The organism is Streptomyces sp. P1-3 (assembly GCF_050613155.1).
Lineage (GTDB): Bacteria > Actinomycetota > Actinomycetes > Streptomycetales > Streptomycetaceae > Streptomyces.
The window spans coordinates 87,849-103,738 of the sequence record NZ_CP192512.1; the positions used below are offsets into that span (position 1 = coordinate 87,849).

A 15,890-nucleotide genomic window follows, 5' to 3' on the forward strand; every position below is an offset into this window, starting at 1 on the left:
TCGATGGGACACGATCTCGCCGCGTCCGTCCTCACCCTAGAGCGGCAACGCTGAAAGAGCTCAGTAAGTCCTAGACACCCCGTCTGTGACTGGGACTCGGCGAACCACCGACCCGTAGGCGGCGCGGTGCGCCTCCGAAGACGGCTACCTGACACATACTCAGATCGCAACGTGCTGGCACAATCTATGACAAAATATACAAACCGGAACGAAAGGGAGTACACGACGCGCGATCAGCACCGACTTCGTGACCGCATCCCCCAGCTGGCTCGACCTCTACAGCCCCGATCCCGCAGAGGCCGCCGAGTTCTACCGCGCCCTCTTCGGCTGGACATACCAGTCGGCTGGCCCCGAGGAGGACTGGTACGGCTTCTTCCAACTGCAGGGCAAGAAGGTCGCCGGGCTGGGGCAACTCAACGAGGGGGACGGAAATCCGGCCTGGACGGTGTACTTCCAGACCTCCGACGCGGATACCGCGGCCGAGGTGGTCGAGGAGAACGGCGGGACCGTGCGGTTCGAGGCGTTCGACGTCGCGAAGGCCGGGCGAGCGTACTGGCTCGCCGACCCGACGACGGAGCAGGGACCGGCACGTACCTGCTCTCCTCCGCCGACGGCGAGCGACAGCAGCCAGCGCCCTTCGGCGCCATCGTCCCCCAGGACTCAGAGCAGCCGAACCGCTGGATTCCGTACATCGCGGTGGGTGACGTCGACATGACCTCGGACGCGGCGAAGGAGTACGGCGGCCAGGTCCATGTGCCCCCCCCATGGACACACCCCACGGCCGGATGGCCACTCTCACCGACCCCCACGGTGCGGCCTTCGCCATCACCAAGCGCAGGTAGCTCCTGACACCGGGCCAAGGACAGCTGTTCGCAGCGGCTGAGCCGGCCGCAGCCGTCCGGCCGGCCGGTGGCCGGTGGCCGAGGGAACAGCAGTCGCAGCCGGGACTACCGACGAATTGTCGAGCCGCTCAGCAACGGGACGGACTTTGGCGTGGTTGGCGTGGTTGGCGAGTGCTCGGGCCGGGCGGCTGCCCGGCCGGATGCGCCGCCATCCCGATCACCCAGGAGGCGGATCTCCAACCTCATGTCCATCGAGTTCCGCGGCGTCGGGCTCCTCGAACAGCGTCCTCCAGCGCAAGAGGTCCGCTTCACTCATCGGGAAGGTCTGATCCGGGGTGGCCGACTGGCGATGGGCGATCCGAGCACGTTGGGTCTCATGGTCCACCGGCACGTAGACAAGGCGGCAGGACGCGCCCGCAGACTCCACCAACCAGCGGATCGCGGACCTCTCGTCACGAGGCCAGCATCCGAAATCCAGGACCAAACGTCGGTTCCCAGTCTCAGCGCCTCCAGACCGAGCCAGAGCAGCCGTCCTTCCAGCACGTCGCACTGTCCATCCGCCCCCGGCTCGCCGAACAGTGGAATCATCCACTCATCCGGCGTCAGCCGCAGCGCGCTGTGCTCCTTGGCCAGCTGCCGAGCCTACGCCCGGATCGTGTCAGGTAGACCAAGTGGAGGACGACTGCTTTGTCTGCCGAGAGTGCCGGGCCGAGACCCGGCCCGGCAGCGCGGTGACGTCCAGTGGCGGGGACGCACGCCTCAACCAACCATCAACCCCGCAGCCTCACACCCCAACCCACACACCAACCACCCACCCCCGCAGCAACAAAGGCATCGACCAGGCGGACGTGCTCGTCCGGCACGTTGGCGGGCCGTCCCCGACCTCGGACCGTGCGCCCGGCCGCCGAGCGGTAGCCCCAAGAGTCCGGTTGAGGATCAGGCGAACGAGACCAGGGCAACGGCCGTCGCCCCCAAGACGGCGTACACCGCGGCCGCCACCTTCAAGCCGAAGCGCAGCAGGCTGTGCTCCGAGACGCCCGCGGTCTTCGCGCGGTCGCCCGCCACGGCCAGGATCAGCATGATCATCGGCAGCGAGGTGAAGACCGCGTGGCCCGCCGCGCTGTTCTGCAGGGCCGCGAACCACGTGTCAAGTCCCATGCCGCCGGGGGCAATACGTTCCTGAAGCGGCATCATCAGCGCGTTACCGCCGACGTTCGAGCCGGTGATGAAGCCGCTGAGCATGCCGAGCGCGGGCGCGGCCAGTGCGGTGACCAGCGGGGGCGCCCCGGCGACCGCCGCACCCAGCTCCCCGATCATGCCACTGTCCGCCATCAGCAGACCGAGGGCGACGAACCCGGTCAAAGCGAGCAGCGGCCGGCCGACGCGGGCCAACGCGGCACGGGCGTCCTGGGCGTGCGGACGGCCCCGGTCCAGCAGCAGGGCGGCGGCCAGCAGAGGCAGACCCGGCGAGGACAACAGCGCGAAGCTCGCGTTGCCCGCGTGCAGCTCCAAGCGCGGAACGCCAGCGGTCGTGGCCGCGCGGGTGAGGGCGATACCGCCGAGCACGAGGCCGTACGCGTGCACGACAGTGCGCGGCGGCAGCAGCCGGCCAGGGCGCTCGGTGCCGGAGCGGGACCGGCGGACGGCGCACAGCACCAGCCCAACGGTCGTGGTGAGCAGCCCGGCCACCACGCCCGCCGGCTGAACCACGCCCGCCCGGTTGAGCGCCAGCAGCCCGAGGGAGAGCGCCCCGCCCGCGCCCGCGGCCATGGCGGCGGTCCGGAACCGGCGCCGCGGGCGGGCCAGCAGCGCCGCCCACACGGTCACCAGCGGGAACACCAGGCTGCTGGAGACGGCGGTGGCGGTGCCCAGGGCGGACGCCTGGGTGCCGGTGAGCCCAGCGCCGATGAGAGTGGCGAGGCCGAGGGTGCCCCACGGCATGATGTTCATACCCAGCATGGCCTGCCGCAGCGCGGTCGGGGGTGGCGCCAGAGCAAGCAGCACAGGCACGGTGACCAGCAACGACACCCCGAAGCCGGTGAGCGCCTCCACCGTGGGGGCGATGCCCGCCACCACCAGGGCGATCTTCGCGGGCCCTGGCAGCGGCAGCCCGCGTACCCACTCCTGCAGCGACCGGTGCACCTCTCGGCGGGTGAGCACCTGGCTGAGGTACACGCCGGGCAGCATCACCGCGGCGGCGTTGAGCACCAGCAGGCCGCCTCCCCCCGCGGCCGCGGCCAGAACATCGCCCGGCAGCGCGAAGTCCGGCAGCCACCAGATCAGCACCGCCGCCACAGCGGCCCCGGCAACCGCCGCCCGGTGCGCCGGCTGACGCAGCCCCGTGATCATTCCCAGCACCATGACAAGCGGGGACACCGCTATCGCCCACACCATCGCTACTGCCGCCTTTCGTCTCTCGCTGAACGGCTGCGGCACAGCCTGGCGGCACGACCGGCGGCGGTCTTGAACGAAAGTCGCACATCGATATCGACATCGACATCGACGATCACGCTCCACGTCAGCCGTCGCAGGTTCAGTGGGTCGCCAGGCCGACGCTCAGGGAGCCGCCGCAGGCCGAGGCCCCAGGAGTCCCGTCAGGCCGACGCTCAGGGGCGGATGGCCCCAGGCGTCACCCCGAAGTAGCGCTTGCAGATACGGGTCAGGTGCGCCTGATCGGCAAAGCCCGTGGCTGCCGCCACCTCGGCCGGCCGCTGCCCGGCCAGGAGCAGGCGGCGGGCGCGGTTGGCACGCAGCCGCAGCAGATAGGCGTGCGGCGGCAGCCCGTACGCCTGGCGGAAAGCGGCGATGAGCGAGGCCCGCGGCATGCCCGCGGCGGCGCTGAGCTCCGCGACGGTGACAGGCTCCGTCCATCGGTCGTGCAGCAGCTGCCGGGCCAGATCCGGGCCGCGGCGCACGCCCTGCGGAGCCCCGGCGGCAGACACCCGGCCGGTACGGGCGTGCCGACGCAGCACCTCACCCAGACCGCCGAGCAGCAGGGACTCGGCGGTGAGGGGGTCGCCGGTGCGCTCCTGCTCGCGGTGGGCCCGACGCAGCCGGGCAAACAGGTCGGCGTCTCGGACCGCCGTGTCCGGGAACCAGACATCCCGGGCACCCACATGCTCGCGGGCCAGCTCCTCGACCATCGCGGTGTCGAAGTAGAACATCCGGTACCGCCAGCCGGACTCCTCGGCCGCGAAACCGGTGTGCACCTGACCGGGGTTGAGGATCACCAACTGCCCGGCCGGTATCACCACCGTGCCGCCGGCCGTGTGCAGCCCCTCAGCACCCTGCTCGATGACGCCCACGGAAAGCTGCTCGTGGCTGTGCCGGTCAAAGACGAAACGCTCGAAACGAGCAGCCAAAAGCTCCACGTGCCCGCTGCCGGCCGCGGTCCACAATCGCGCGTGCTCGCCTCCCACTCCCACCGGTGCATGCTCGCAGACCCGCATCGCCCGACATATGGCCAGCCTCACAACATCGACCACACGGCCACCCACGCCTCATTGACGTGTTCGACTACAGACAGCAGCCGAGTGAACAGCTGAACAGTATTGGGCCCAGCCTCCTGAAGATCACTGCCCCGCCACACCCGCCCACCCGGCGGAGCGGCTCTGGCTGTACGAGGAGGAGGTTCCGCGCACCGGCGTGCAGGTGCCCCGAGCTGCCCAGCTGACCCGCTCCCACGACGTCGGCACCCGCACGTGGGTCGGCCGCAGCGCGTACTCGTCGAGCCGGATCAGGATGACAGCTGAACCACGGTGTGCCGCCACGGCGGCACATGTGCGGGACCGGCTTCCCGCCGCGGCAGGGAAGCGGCTAGCGCTGTGACCGGGAAGGTTCAGCGGGCGTGGCTGGGTTAGCCTGGCTGGCATGGAGGAGTTCAACGGGGTGGAGGTCGTCGCGTTCGCGGATGCGGTGGCTTTTGAGGGTTGGTTGGCTGAGCATCACACTCGCCGCGAGGGTGTGTGGGTCAAGGTTGCGAAGAAGGCGTCGGGGATCGCGTCGGTCACGGATGACGAGCTGGTCGACGTGGGGCTGTGCTGGGGCTGGATCTCCGGGCAGCGTCGGGGCTTGGACGAGCGGTATTACCTGCAGAAGTACGGGCCGCGGCGGCCGAGGAGCCTGTGGTCGCGGGTGAATGTCGAGAAGGTCGCGGTGCTGGCGGCGGCGGGCCGGATGCGAGGGCCCGGCCTCGCCGAGGTCCAACGGGCCCAGGAGGACGGCCGCTGGGACCGCGCGTACGCATCGCAAGCGACAGCCGCTGTCCCGGACGACCTTGCGACGGCGCTTGCCGCACACCCGGCGGCGCGTGCCGCGTTCGACGCGCTCGACCGGACCGCCCGCTACCTCGTGATGCTCCCGCTCCTCCAGGCCGCGACGCCGCAGACTCGACAGACGCGACTGGAACGGGCGGTACGGGACCTGGCGGAGGGACGGCAGGCGGGCGAAGGGTGATCGCCCCGGTGGAACTCCTGGACCGCTGATGCCGTGACCCGAAGCGACCACCGGGGCGCGTCCTCATCAGGCGGCGAATGGCCCCCTCCCCCGGCGGATGGCTTCCCGTCTGTCTGACGCCAGGTCACCCCGCGAGGCGCCGACCCCCGCACGCCCCGCTGCCGACCGCATCGCCACGGCTCAACTCGCCCTGGCTCAGGTGCCAAAGCACCTGCGGCGGGGCGGCAGACGCTGATTCGCACCGACTCCGGCGGAGGCACCCACACCTTCCTCGACTGGCGCTCCAGGCACGGACGGTGGCTGTCGTATGCCGTCGGAATGACCATCACGGACACCGGCCTGCGCAACCTGCCCCAGCACGGCAGCGCGCAGAACCAGATCTGGCTGCAGATCGCCCCCTCACCCGTGACCTCTTCGCCTGGATGCCGAGGCTCGGCCTGACCGGCGAGGCACGCCACTGGGAACCCAAGAAGCTCCGCTTCCGGCCGTTCTCCGCCGCCGCGCAACTCGTGAACACCGGCCGCCGCCGCTGGCTCCGTTTGCCTGTCCGATGGCCCTGGACCTACGTCATCACCCACGCAATCGACAGGCCACAGAGCCCTCGTCAGCGAACTGACGAGGCTCATGAACAATCGAGGTAAACAACAAGCCCAGAAATTGACAAGGGCGTGAGGATATGCCCCCGGTGACTTGCTGAAGCCAGCAGTCTGTTCACGGGTACTCGGGAATTGACAGGGGCTTGACGATATGCCCCTGTCGACTCGCTGGAACCAGCAGTTTGTTCACGGGCATTCAGGAATTGACAGGGGCGTGACGATTGCCTACGGTCCAACCGCGTCAGGTTTTTACCGTTCGCACCCGAGGGTATTCATGACCACGTCCCCAACGTTGCCGAAGTTCAGGCAGCAGTTGATCCTTGCCGTTCTCATGTTGTGCTCGCTGCTGATCTGGCTGGACAACACCGTCCTGAGTACCACCTTGGAGACCCTCGCAGACCCGGTCCGTGGACTGGATGCCAGCCCGGCCGAGCTTCAATGGGCCACAGGCTCGTACACTCTGGCCTTCGCCACCTTGATGTTCACCGCAGGCGCACTGGGTGATCGCTTCGGTCACCGGACTGTGCTGGCAACTGGATTGGTGATCTTCGCCGGGTCCTCGGTGTGGGCGGCGTACGCAGGCGACGCAGGCCAGCTGGTTGCCGCTCGAGCCGCGATGGGAGTAGGCAGCGCGCTGATCATGCCCGCCAACTTGGCCATCCTTATGTGGACCTTCACCGGCCCCGCGCGGACAACCGCGATCGCCATTTCCTCGACATCCGCCGGTGTCGGAATGGCCGCAGGCCCAGTGTTGGCAGGCTTGCTTCTCGACCATTTCTGGTGGGGCTCGGTCTTTCTGGTCAATATCCCGGTCGTGGCGCTGGCGTTGGTCGAGATCGCCATGCTGGTCCCGAATTTCCGCAGCCCCATCCCGCGGCCGCTGGACCCGGCTGGAATGTTGCTGTCGATCAGCGGGCTCGCGGCGTTGGCCTATGGGCTGATCCATGCGGGGCAGGTGGCCGCCTGGAGTCGTACAGATGTCTGGGCGCCGATCGCCGTCGGACTGGTCCTGCTGGCCGCTTTCGTACTCGTCGAACTGCGAATCAAAACGCCCAGCTTCGATCCCCGACTGCTCGCGCAACGTACATTCGGTGGCGGCAACGCGGCGCTCGGATTGCTCCTCTTTGCCGTGGCCGCCGTCACCTTCTATAGCGCGTTCTACCTTCAGGGCGCACGCGGCTTTTCGCCGATGGAGGCGGGCTTGGCCAGTCTCCCGACCGCGCTCGGTGCGATCCTGGGGGCGCCTCTCGGCGCGCGTCTGGTTCGCTGCTGGTCACTACGTTCTGTCACCGCGCCAGCGCTCATCGTGGCGGCGCTGACCATGGGCGCGTACGGCTTCCTCGGACTGCAAACCCCACTCATCTGGATCGAGATCCTGTTGCTGGTCCAGGGCCTCTCAATCGGCATGGTGATCGGCCCAGTGACGGCAGCATTGATCAGCTCCCTGCCGTTGGAACGGGCCGGCGCCGGGTCGGCCGTCACCAACACCGTGCGACAGACCGGCAGCGTGATCGGGATCGCAGTTGGCGGCACGATCATGTCGATCGTGTATCGGCGTGCGATCGAACCCTCGCTGAGCGATGCACCTGGGCCAGTGCAGGACCAGGCGCGGGTTTCCGCCGAACAGGCTCGGCATGTCGCCACCGCGACCCACCGGCCCACTCTTGCGCACGCTGCCGATGATGCGTTCATTCACGCTATGCACGTCGGCGCGGTCTGGATCATGCTCATCGCACTCTTCGGAGCAGCTGTGCTGGTGATTGCCTTGCGTCCTGTCGGAAAGCCCACGGGGCTGGCACAGGAGCCGGACTACGATCGAGAAGGCAGCCGCTCCGCGACTGGGGCGACCCATTCTGAGGCCGAAAACCAACCCGCTTATGAGGGCAATGACGTGGGCGGCCACTGACACACTGAGCCTTTCCCGACCTCACGCTGTCGCGTGGTGAAGGACGAGGACAGCCTTCACAAGGTCGGTGATCCGGTTCGTTCGTGGGAAGGGAATCCGGATCGGGCGGCAAGCGCCCTGGTACGCCTTGTCTGCCCAGCACTTGAGGCCGGCGGTGGCGAGAGCCTCGACAATCCCGTGGGTACGGGCGGCGGTCAGGTCGTGGGTGGAGCCGGGCAGCGGGCGAAGCCCACAGCAGGCGGCCGAACGGGTCGGTGAGGACCTGGACGTTCATGCCGTGGCGCTTGTGTTTGCCCGAGTAGTACGGGGTGTCGGCGGCGATCCGGTCGAACGGCGGCAGCGTGCCGTCCAGGCTCACGAACGCCTTGGTCCCTGCGATGCGCATCGCCTCGGCCAGGGTGGGCGCGAGGGCGGCCAGTACGTCGACGGCCTCGCGTATGTAGCGGTATACGGTCGCGATGCCGGTTCCGAACCCGGCGGCGAGCTGGCGTAGGTGTCACCGCACCACAGATGGGCCAGGGTGAGGAAAGCCTGACGGCCGGCGGTCAGACGCCGCCATCGGGTCCCGGACCACGATGCGCTCACCAAGCTGAGCAATGCGCAGCTCACAGACTCCGACTCTGGTCATCTTCAAGAGACCAGGGCCGGCCGCCTGGATCCGAGCGGTCCACAAGGACCCTTCAGGTCGGTCTCACGGGGGCGCCTTTCGACTGGGGACGTCGGAGACGGGCGCGGGGCATCCCGTGAGACCCCGGCAGCGGGCACGCCGCTGGTCCGCCACTTGCCGGACGGATAGTCAGGCAAGTGGCGGGCGCTTCGTCAGCGGACGACGTCGAAGACCTGCTTCTGCAGGCCGTTGGCGTACGCCTCCTGCTCGACCAGCTTCAGCTTCTGGGTGTCCTTGTCCGAGCCGCTGAACAGTCGCTTGCCCGCGCCGAGCAGGAGCGGGAAGACGAGCAGGTGGTAGCGGTCGATGAGGCCGGCGTCCGAGAGGTTCCGGTTGAGGGTGGCGCTGCCATGCATGATGATCGGGCCTCCCTCGGTCTCCTTCAGCGCGGCGACCTCGTCGAGTGAGCGGAGGATCGTGGTCGCGCCCCAGTTCGTGACGAGTTCGTCCTCGGTGAGGGTGGTGGAGACGACGTACTTCGGCATGAGCTTGTAGTCGGCGAAGTCCTCCATGTCCGGCCACACAGGGCTGAACGCCTCGTAGCTGGTCCGGCCCAGCAGGATCGCGGACGCTTCCTTCTGCTCCCGGCTCTTGATCTCGAACGCCTCGGGAAGGAATTCCACATCCTTGAAGGTCCATCCGGAGTTCCGGTAGCCGGGCTCGCCCCCCGGGGCCTCCACGACGCCGTCCAGGGAGATGAAGGCAGAGCTGATCAGGGTACGCATGTGATTCCTCAGTAACTCGTATGGGTTTCTCATTGTTCGGCCGCCGTGTGCTCCGGTCGAACACCATGTCTGACAGAAGATCGTGCAGAAACTCATCGGCCGCCAGTGAAAAACGTTCCCGACCACGCGATGTCAGTGGCCTGCCTTGCGGTCCCGCCATAACCGACTTCGTACGTGTCGCAGGGGGCATGGCTCGGGGCGTGGGCGTGGGACGACGCCGCCGGGGAACTGCTGGCGGCCGGCCGGGCACGGTGCGCACCCGCTGACGCTGTCGGCTTGACGGAGAAGCGGGGCGTGCTGGCCGGGCAGCAGACGCACACGGACTGCATCGTGGCGGAGGTCGACTGCCTCGGCTCGCGCGATGTCGTCCTCGTCGGCCTCGGCTACGCGGGCATCCCGGTCGGCGAGGCCGCGGAGCGGTGCTTCAGACGCTGCGGGCGGTGATGTCGCCATAGGAGGTGGTGGCGTGGACGGTGAGGCCGGGGGTGCCGTCGGTGTTCTTGAGCGTGTTGCTGATGCGGCCGTAGGAGGTGCCGGCGTCCAGGGAGGCTGAGACGCCGCGGGCGGCGCCGACCGTGATGTCGCCCTGCTGGGTGCGCAGGGTGACCGTGCCACGGAGCGCCTCGGTGATCTGGATGTCGCCCCTCTGGGTGCTGATCTCGGCGTCGCCGCCGAGGCGGCCGACCTGGACGTCGCCGTCGAGGGCGGTCAGGCGGGCACTTGCGGCCTCGTCGAGCTTGACCGAGCGGTAGCCGCCCTCGAAGGCGACGTCGCCGAGCCGCCCCACACCGCGGAGTTCGGCGCTGGCCGCCCTGGCCTCGATTCGGGAGCCGGCCGGCAGCTGGACGGTCACCTCGACGGATCCGAAGTCGCCGAGGATCCGGTTCTTCGGCTCCGGCGCTTCGATCCGCAGGACGCCGTCGCCATAGGTGACCTGGATCTGCTCGGCCGCGTTGACGTCGCCGCTCTTGGCGGTGTTGGCGGGCAGGACCTCGACCGTGGTGTCGGCCCGGTCGGCGGCGACGAACTGGATGCGGCCCGCAGGAATGGCGAGGACAGCGGAGACCGGGGCGGTGAACGCACCGTGCCTACGGCCCGTTGGCAGTGCCGGGGCCGTCGCCTCAAGCGGTGGCAGCGGCGGCACAACAGCACTGTGATCAGGAGGCCTGCATGCCGCGAAAGGCCATGCGGGCGCTGGACGAAGAGCCCGGTCCCGAGTTCCTACGCGTCTCGGTGGCGCAGCATGACGTATCCGGCCACGAATGCGGCGAGCGACCAGAGCAGGAGGACCGGCAGGGCGGTCGCGGCGCCATAGGGATCGTTGTCCTGCGTCATCAATACGGTGCCGGCGACGCTGGGCATGAAGTCGGAGGTGGTCTCCAGCCACTTGGCGGCGATGACGCCCATCAGCTGGGGCAGCGCGAGCAGCACCATGATGAGGGTTGTGATGGTCCCCGCTGCGCTGCGCAGCACGGTGCCGAGGCCGATGGACATCACCGCGAGGAGGGCGAGATACGTGCCCGTGCCGAGCGCCGTCGCCAGTAGCTCACCACCCGTGCACGTGCCGTGGCCACGCATGAAGAAGGCGGCGACGAACGTGGCGAGCAGGCTGAAGGCGAAGCCCGCGACGGCGACGACGCCCATCACGACCAGCGTCTTGGACATCAGCATGCGGCAGCGGTGCGGCACGCTCTGGAGCGTGGTGCGGATGGAACCGCTGGAGTACTCACTGGTGAGTGCGAGGGTGGCGAGCACCACCACGGTCAACTGGGAGATCAGGAACGCCTGGGAGGCGTGGTGCGGGGCGGGCATCGTCCCGTCGACGCCCTTCGCCGCGCTGGCGTCGGCCGATGCGCCGACCATCGCGGCGAAGCCCGTGGTGAGCAGCAGACCGACGAGGAGGTTCCACCACGTCGCCCGCACGCTCCAGAACTTCGTCCACTCGAAGGCCAGGGCGCCTCGGAATCCGCCGCCCTTGACGGGGCCGACGAGCCGGGGAGCCGCCCATGCTGTCGTCGCCGTCGCGGCTGTCGTCGTTGTCGTCATGTTCATTACGCCTTCTGGTGATCTGGTGCGTCGGTGATCGGGGACAGCGGGAGGGACCCGTACTCCACGCTGGCCGCGGTGAGTTCCATGTACGCCTGCTCCAGGCTGGCCTTGCGCAACGTCAGCTCGTGGACGGGGACGTGGTGGCGGAAGGCCGTCTGGCCGATCTCCTCCAAGGTGCCGCCGACCACGATGAGCTCCCCGGGGGCGGAGCCGGCGTCCCGCTCCACACTCATGCCGGCATGCATCAACTCCCGTCTGAATACGTCGGGTTGCGGTGTCCGGACCCGGACGGCGTTGAGCGAGCTGCCCGCAATGACCTCCTCGATCGGGGCGTCGGCAATGACCTTGCCGCGGCCGATGACCACCAGGTGGTCGGCGGTCTCCTGCATCTCGCTCATGAGATGACTGGAAACGAAGACCGTCCGTCCCTCCGCGGCCAGGCAACGCATCAGCTCCCGTACCCAGCGCACACCGTCCGGGTCGAGGCCGTTGACCGGCTCGTCGAAGAGCAGCGTCTTGGAATCGCCGAGAAGGGCAGCGGCGATGCCGAGGCGCTGCCCCATACGGTTCACCCTCGCTCGGCAAGCAGGGGCCGCACCTCGCCGATCGCCCAGGTGAACGAGCTCATTAGGTAAGGCAAGAGCGGCCGCACGCACGACCGACGCTCATCACCAGCCGCTTGCCGCCTCCGCCGACGGCTCACGGACTGGTGGCTGAGGGGCTGGTGACTCAGGACGACGGGGCCTGCGGTGCACCAACCTCAGTGCCGACCGCCTCGTCGCAGTCCAGCGATTGGGCCGCCTCAGGAGGGACGGGCGCGGCGATGATGGCGTCCAACATCTCGCGTGCGGCCCCTAGTTCATCCATGGCGGCGGTGATCCGGTCCCGCTCCCTGGCCAGGTCGACCAGCAGGTCGGGGCAGGCGGCCGCGAGTTGCCCGCCCTCGTCGACCATGCAGGGAAGTACGTCGGCGATGGTCGCGGTGCCCAGACCGGCGGCGAGGAGCGTGCGGATGCTCCGCACCGTGTGGACGTGATCATCGGTGTACTCGCGGTACCCGCTCGGCCGTCGCAGCGGACGCAGGAGCCCCTGCTCCTCGTAGTACCGCAGAGCCCGTTCGCTGACTCCGGTCAGCTGGGACAACGCCCCGATACGCATGTGATGACCAAGCTCCCCGAAAAGCGAGTTGACTCTGACGTCGACGTGAGGGTTTAGCTTACGCGGCATGTCAACGGAAACGCCCCACACGACCCTCCCCCGACAGCTGGCCGGGCCCCGAGAATGGCTCGGGCTGGCCGTGCTCGCGCTCCCCACCCTGCTGCTCGCCATGGACGCCACCGTGCTGTACCTGGCCGTACCGCACCTGAGCGCCGCCCTCCAACCAAGCGGCAGCGAACTGCTCTGGATCGCCGACATCTACGGCTTCATGATCGCCGGCTTCCTGGTCACCATGGGCACGCTGGGCGACCGGATCGGCCGCAGGAAACTCCTGATGATCGGGGCGGCCGCGTTCGGCGCCGCTTCGGCGCTCGCCGCGTACTCCACCAGCCCCCAGATGCTGATCGCGGCTCGCGCGCTGCTCGGGATAGCCGGGGCGACCCTGATGCCGTCCACTCTCGCGCTGATCACCAACATGTTCCGTGACCCAAGGCAGCGCGGCACAGCCATCGGCGTCTGGGTGACCTGCTTCTCGGCCGGTGTCGCGCTGGGGCCTGTGCTGGGCGGGCTGCTGCTCCAGGCGTTCTGGTGGGGCTCGGTCTTCCTGCTGGGGGTGCCGGTGATGATCCTGCTGCTGGTGACCGCTCCGGTGCTGCTTCCCGAGTACCGCGACACCCGAGCCGGCCGACTGGACCCGACCAGCGTCGTGCTGTCCCTGGCCGCCATCCTGCCGATCATCTACGGCATCAAGGAGCTGGCCAAGGACGGCCTCGCGGCGCTGCCCGTCGCCGCCCTGACCGGCGGTCTGCTCCTCGGTGTGCTGTTCGTGCACCGGCAGTCCAGGCTGGCCAGTCCCCTGCTCGACGTCACGCTGTTCAGGAACCGTTCGTTCAGCGCCGCCCTGGGAATCCAGCTGCTCAGCATCACCGCCATGGGCGGGGTCTACCTGTTCATCACCCAGTACACGCAACTGGTCGAGGGGCTCTCGCCGCTCAAGGCGGGGCTATGGCTGCTGCCCGCCGCCGGTGCGCTCATCCTGGCGTCCGCCCTGACTCCGGCGCTCGCCCGCAAGGTGCCCGCCGCGTACGTCATCGGGGCCTCGCTGGCCATCTCGGCGGTCGGTTACCTGGTACTCACCCAGGTCGACAGTGTCTCCGGGCTGCCCGTCCTCGTGACCGGCTTCGTCATCGTCTACATGGGCATCAGCCCCATGTTCGTGCTGGGCACCGACCTGATCGTCGGGGCGGCCCCGCCCGAGAAGGCGGGCTCGGCCGCCGCGATGTCCGAGACGAGTACCGAGTTCGGCGTCGCGCTGGGCGTCGCGGTCCTCGGTACCGTGGGCACCGCCGTCTACCGCGACCGGATGACCGGCACCGTCCCCAGCGAGATCCCGGCGCCGGAGGCCGAGTCCGCTCGTGCAAGCCTTCCCGACGCCATGGCCACGGTGGACGGCCTCCCCGACCGGCTGCATGACGTCTTGCTCGACCCCGCCCGCGCTGCCTTCACCCACGGTCTGAACATCATCAGCGGCATCAGCGCCTTGCTCGTCGCCGCCCTGGCCGTACTGGCCGTATCGCTGCTGCCGCGAGCCCGCCCTGGCCACGCCACTACAGAGCCGAGCGGCGCCGCAGACACCGAAGCCACCACAGCCAGCGCTGGTACCACGAAGACCGAAGCCACCCAAGCCGCCGCAGGCACCACGAAAATCGCAACCGCCGAGGGTCGATGAGCAGGCCGCCCGGATGGCGTTGGGGTGGTGGACGACACCGCCTTCATCAAGAAGGGCACGGCCTCGGCCGGCGTCCAGCGGCAGTACTCCGGCACGGCCGGCCGCACCGAAAACCATCAGATCGGCGTGTTCGCCGCCTATGCCACCTCCAGGGGCGGGCGCTGGTGGACCGGGAGTTGTACCTGCCGGAGTCCTGGACAGGTGACGCCCGACGAGATGGCCTGGCTATGTCGCCTACGCCGCTGGCGTTCGTCGCTGTGGTCCTGATCGGGGGGTGCTTTGTCTGAGACGGAACCGGAGCCCACCCACGCCTCGGAGCTCGGGCTATTGGGCATCGGGTGCGCGGTGATGATCCTCCTCCCCCTGCTGTGGCTGTTCGTCGCCATCGTCGTCGCGTACGAATGACAGGTCGACGTCGCAACCGGGCCGCCACCGCGGTGGTACCGGCGTTCCCATGGTCGAAGCAGCAACGGGGCCCCGGTATTCATCACCAGCACCGCCACCTGTGCATCACGCCCCGACGGCCCGCTCCTGAGCCTTGGTTCACCCGCTCAGCCGCCCGCCAAGCATCATCCTCGGACTCCGGCCCGAGCCTCACCCGGGCAACCGCCTCACACTCGCGCCCGGGGTAGTAAGGCGAGATCGTCACACCAAGTGCACCTTGTCGGCTGCCGGGAACGGCAGAACCGTACTTCGCCTGGACCGACAGGTGATTGCCGAGCTCGTACAGGGCGAGGACGTCCACGCCCTGGTCGCCGGTCCCGCCTCCAGAACGGGCTGTCTTAGTGCTTGGCCGCGACGTCGGCCGGGACGGCGCCGCCGGCGGGCAGCTCGCGGGCTCCGCGTCGTCGGGCAGATGGGTCCGGGGCGGTCCCCCGAGCAGGTTCTCGTGAATGACCACGGTGCCAAGTCTGGGTAATTGTCCGTGATCCGTAACGATCCGGCGCGGGTAGCGCGGAACACTCGGCTCCGAAGGCACACTTCCCAGGCGCCGTTTCATTGACCATGCACATCACAACGTGCGCACAACAACGGGGGATCTGTCCATGCGTGCGATGCGCAAGAGCATGAAGCTGTACGCGCTGGGAGTGGCCGTCGCGGCGGCCCTGACCACCACGGCCTGCGAGTCGAGCGAGGGCGACGGAAAGGCCGACGGCACGACGAGCCCGTCCGCGAGCGCGTCGCAGTCCACGGACGCGCCCTCGAAGCCCGCCCCGGACAAGACGGGCAAGGCCACCCCGTCCAAGACCGGTGGCTCCAACTCCGGTGGCGGCAATGGCGGTTCGGGCGGCAGTAACGAGAAGGGCGACCGGGACCACGCGGACCGGCAGACCCCGCCCGGCTCGGTCTGCGACAACGACGGTCAGGGCCCCTACGGGAAGATCGAGTCCGTCAACATGGGCGGCGAGAGCCCCTACCCGGTGATGGGCCTCGTCCTCGGCATGTACGAGTGCGGCGACATGGGCCCCAACTTCGTGCCGACCAGCGCGACCGGGGCCGCGATGAACGTACTCGTCGACTCGAACCACCTCAAGGTGGTCGTGGGCGGCGAGCTCGCGAGCAAGCTGGGCACCAAGACACCGGACGCCAATAAGTTCCTCGACCAGCTTGTGCTGATGGAAGACAACGGCGACCTCAAGGGCCCCAAGGCCCCGGAGTTCTACTTCCAGTCCGACGCCGAGAACCCGGACGCCCCGGACGGGGATGACACCAAGATCATCTACCTACACCAGATCATCGACGGCGACTGACGCCGGGTAGCA

At 68.7% G+C, this 15,890-nt stretch carries 14 protein-coding genes and 6 pseudogenes; 9 read left to right on the plus strand and 11 right to left on the minus strand.

Features of this window, described 5'->3' with window-relative positions; genetic code table 11:
• Nucleotides 1-247: 247 nt before the first annotated feature.
• Entirely contained in the window at nucleotides 248-715 is a 468-nt protein-coding gene (locus ACQUSR_RS00400; RefSeq protein WP_431040504.1) for a VOC family protein, read from the plus strand.
• A gap of 344 nt (nucleotides 716-1,059) precedes the next feature.
• Here the strand turns inward: ACQUSR_RS00400 and ACQUSR_RS00405 are convergent.
• From ACQUSR_RS00405 to ACQUSR_RS00420, 4 genes and pseudogenes are all read right to left on the minus strand, one after another.
• A pseudogene (locus ACQUSR_RS00405) lies at nucleotides 1,060-1,430 on the minus strand (AAA family ATPase).
• Nucleotides 1,431-1,778: 348 nt separating this feature from the next.
• Complete coding sequence (locus tag ACQUSR_RS00410) at nucleotides 1,779-3,191, minus strand: L-lactate permease (protein ID WP_431040505.1); 1,413 nt, start codon at nucleotides 3,189-3,191, stop codon at nucleotides 1,779-1,781.
• A gap of 257 nt (nucleotides 3,192-3,448) precedes the next feature.
• On the minus strand, nucleotides 3,449-4,291 hold the full coding sequence (locus tag ACQUSR_RS00415; protein WP_431047293.1) for an AraC family ligand binding domain-containing protein: 843 nt from the start codon (nucleotides 4,289-4,291) through the stop codon (nucleotides 3,449-3,451).
• 123 nt (nucleotides 4,292-4,414) lie between these two features.
• Nucleotides 4,415-4,612: a hypothetical protein gene (locus ACQUSR_RS00420; protein ID WP_431040506.1), complete on the minus strand. Its 198-nt coding sequence runs from the start codon at nucleotides 4,610-4,612 to the stop codon at nucleotides 4,415-4,417.
• Nucleotides 4,613-4,712: 100 nt separating this feature from the next.
• On the opposite strand from ACQUSR_RS00420, the gene ACQUSR_RS00425 reads away from it, so the two are divergent.
• The 3 genes and pseudogenes from ACQUSR_RS00425 to ACQUSR_RS00435 all read left to right on the plus strand — a co-directional run bounded on the left by ACQUSR_RS00425 (nucleotide 4,713) and on the right by ACQUSR_RS00435 (nucleotide 7,799).
• The gene (locus tag ACQUSR_RS00425) at nucleotides 4,713-5,297 is read left to right on the plus strand and encodes a YdeI/OmpD-associated family protein (RefSeq protein WP_431040507.1); all 585 of its coding nucleotides are present in this window, start codon (nucleotides 4,713-4,715) and stop codon (nucleotides 5,295-5,297) included.
• 157 nt (nucleotides 5,298-5,454) lie between these two features.
• Nucleotides 5,455-5,938 (plus strand): annotated as a pseudogene (locus ACQUSR_RS00430) (transposase); the annotation flags it as partial.
• Nucleotides 5,939-6,107: 169 nt separating this feature from the next.
• Entirely contained in the window at nucleotides 6,108-7,799 is a 1,692-nt protein-coding gene (locus ACQUSR_RS00435) for an MFS transporter (RefSeq protein WP_431040508.1), read from the plus strand.
• A gap of 87 nt (nucleotides 7,800-7,886) precedes the next feature.
• Here the strand turns inward: ACQUSR_RS00435 and ACQUSR_RS00440 are convergent.
• Together ACQUSR_RS00440 and ACQUSR_RS00445 are read right to left on the minus strand one after the other, a co-directional pair.
• Nucleotides 7,887-8,408 (minus strand): annotated as a pseudogene (locus tag ACQUSR_RS00440) (transposase family protein); the annotation flags it as partial.
• Nucleotides 8,409-8,618: 210 nt separating this feature from the next.
• Nucleotides 8,619-9,191: a dihydrofolate reductase family protein gene (locus tag ACQUSR_RS00445; protein ID WP_431040509.1), complete on the minus strand. Its 573-nt coding sequence runs from the start codon at nucleotides 9,189-9,191 to the stop codon at nucleotides 8,619-8,621.
• Between the two features lie 276 nt (nucleotides 9,192-9,467).
• Here ACQUSR_RS00445 and ACQUSR_RS00450 point away from each other — a divergent pair, with 276 nt between their 5' ends.
• A complete protein-coding gene (locus tag ACQUSR_RS00450) occupies nucleotides 9,468-9,635 on the plus strand; it encodes a hypothetical protein (protein WP_431040510.1) in 168 nt (55 codons plus the stop codon).
• Here ACQUSR_RS00450 and ACQUSR_RS00455 read toward each other — a convergent pair.
• The 4 genes and pseudogenes from ACQUSR_RS00455 to ACQUSR_RS00470 all read right to left on the minus strand — a co-directional run bounded on the left by ACQUSR_RS00455 (nucleotide 9,616) and on the right by ACQUSR_RS00470 (nucleotide 12,398).
• Nucleotides 9,616-10,296, minus strand: a complete 681-nt coding sequence (locus ACQUSR_RS00455) for a DUF4097 family beta strand repeat-containing protein (RefSeq protein ID WP_431047295.1) — start codon at nucleotides 10,294-10,296, stop codon at nucleotides 9,616-9,618. The genes ACQUSR_RS00450 and ACQUSR_RS00455 overlap by 20 nt on opposite strands.
• A 116-nt stretch (nucleotides 10,297-10,412) precedes the next feature.
• Nucleotides 10,413-11,237 (minus strand): ABC transporter, encoded by an 825-nt coding sequence (locus tag ACQUSR_RS00460; protein ID WP_431040511.1) that lies wholly within the window; start codon nucleotides 11,235-11,237, stop codon nucleotides 10,413-10,415.
• A gap of 5 nt (nucleotides 11,238-11,242) precedes the next feature.
• A pseudogene (locus ACQUSR_RS00465) lies at nucleotides 11,243-11,803 on the minus strand (AAA family ATPase); the annotation flags it as partial.
• A gap of 166 nt (nucleotides 11,804-11,969) precedes the next feature.
• Nucleotides 11,970-12,398 carry a MerR family transcriptional regulator gene (locus ACQUSR_RS00470; protein WP_431040512.1) on the minus strand — a complete coding sequence of 143 codons (429 nt, stop codon included), beginning with the start codon at nucleotides 12,396-12,398 and terminating at the stop codon, nucleotides 11,970-11,972.
• Nucleotides 12,399-12,465: 67 nt separating this feature from the next.
• Here ACQUSR_RS00470 and ACQUSR_RS00475 point away from each other — a divergent pair, with 67 nt between their 5' ends.
• From ACQUSR_RS00475 to ACQUSR_RS00485, 3 genes and pseudogenes are all read left to right on the plus strand, one after another.
• Nucleotides 12,466-14,127: an MFS transporter gene (locus tag ACQUSR_RS00475; protein WP_431040513.1), complete on the plus strand. Its 1,662-nt coding sequence runs from the start codon at nucleotides 12,466-12,468 to the stop codon at nucleotides 14,125-14,127.
• A 9-nt stretch (nucleotides 14,128-14,136) separates the two neighbouring features.
• Nucleotides 14,137-14,342: pseudogene (locus ACQUSR_RS00480) on the plus strand (transposase); the annotation flags it as partial.
• Nucleotides 14,343-14,406: 64 nt separating this feature from the next.
• Nucleotides 14,407-14,532, plus strand: a complete 126-nt coding sequence (locus tag ACQUSR_RS00485) for a hypothetical protein (RefSeq protein ID WP_431040514.1) — start codon at nucleotides 14,407-14,409, stop codon at nucleotides 14,530-14,532.
• Between the two features lie 380 nt (nucleotides 14,533-14,912).
• Here the strand turns inward: ACQUSR_RS00485 and ACQUSR_RS00490 are convergent.
• Nucleotides 14,913-15,028: pseudogene (locus ACQUSR_RS00490) on the minus strand (DUF3151 domain-containing protein); the annotation flags it as partial.
• 145 nt (nucleotides 15,029-15,173) lie between these two features.
• On the opposite strand from ACQUSR_RS00490, the gene ACQUSR_RS00495 reads away from it, so the two are divergent.
• Nucleotides 15,174-15,878 carry a hypothetical protein gene (locus ACQUSR_RS00495; RefSeq protein WP_431040515.1) on the plus strand — a complete coding sequence of 235 codons (705 nt, stop codon included), beginning with the start codon at nucleotides 15,174-15,176 and terminating at the stop codon, nucleotides 15,876-15,878.
• Nucleotides 15,879-15,890 lie beyond the last annotated feature (12 nt).

Coding starts and splice junctions, on each gene's coding strand:
- ACQUSR_RS00410 (WP_431040505.1), bottom strand. CDS start 3,191: ATGATCACGGGGCTGCGTCAGCCGGCGCACCGGGCGGCGGTTGCCGGG.
- ACQUSR_RS00415 (WP_431047293.1), bottom strand. CDS start 4,291: ATGCGGGTCTGCGAGCATGCACCGGTGGGAGTGGGAGGCGAGCACGCG.
- ACQUSR_RS00425 (WP_431040507.1), top strand. CDS start 4,713: ATGGAGGAGTTCAACGGGGTGGAGGTCGTCGCGTTCGCGGATGCGGTG.
- ACQUSR_RS00445 (WP_431040509.1), bottom strand. CDS start 9,191: ATGCGTACCCTGATCAGCTCTGCCTTCATCTCCCTGGACGGCGTCGTG.
- ACQUSR_RS00460 (WP_431040511.1), bottom strand. CDS start 11,237: ATGACGACAACGACGACAGCCGCGACGGCGACGACAGCATGGGCGGCT.
- ACQUSR_RS00470 (WP_431040512.1), bottom strand. CDS start 12,398: ATGCGTATCGGGGCGTTGTCCCAGCTGACCGGAGTCAGCGAACGGGCT.
- ACQUSR_RS00475 (WP_431040513.1), top strand. CDS start 12,466: ATGTCAACGGAAACGCCCCACACGACCCTCCCCCGACAGCTGGCCGGG.
- ACQUSR_RS00495 (WP_431040515.1), top strand. CDS start 15,174: ATGCGTGCGATGCGCAAGAGCATGAAGCTGTACGCGCTGGGAGTGGCC.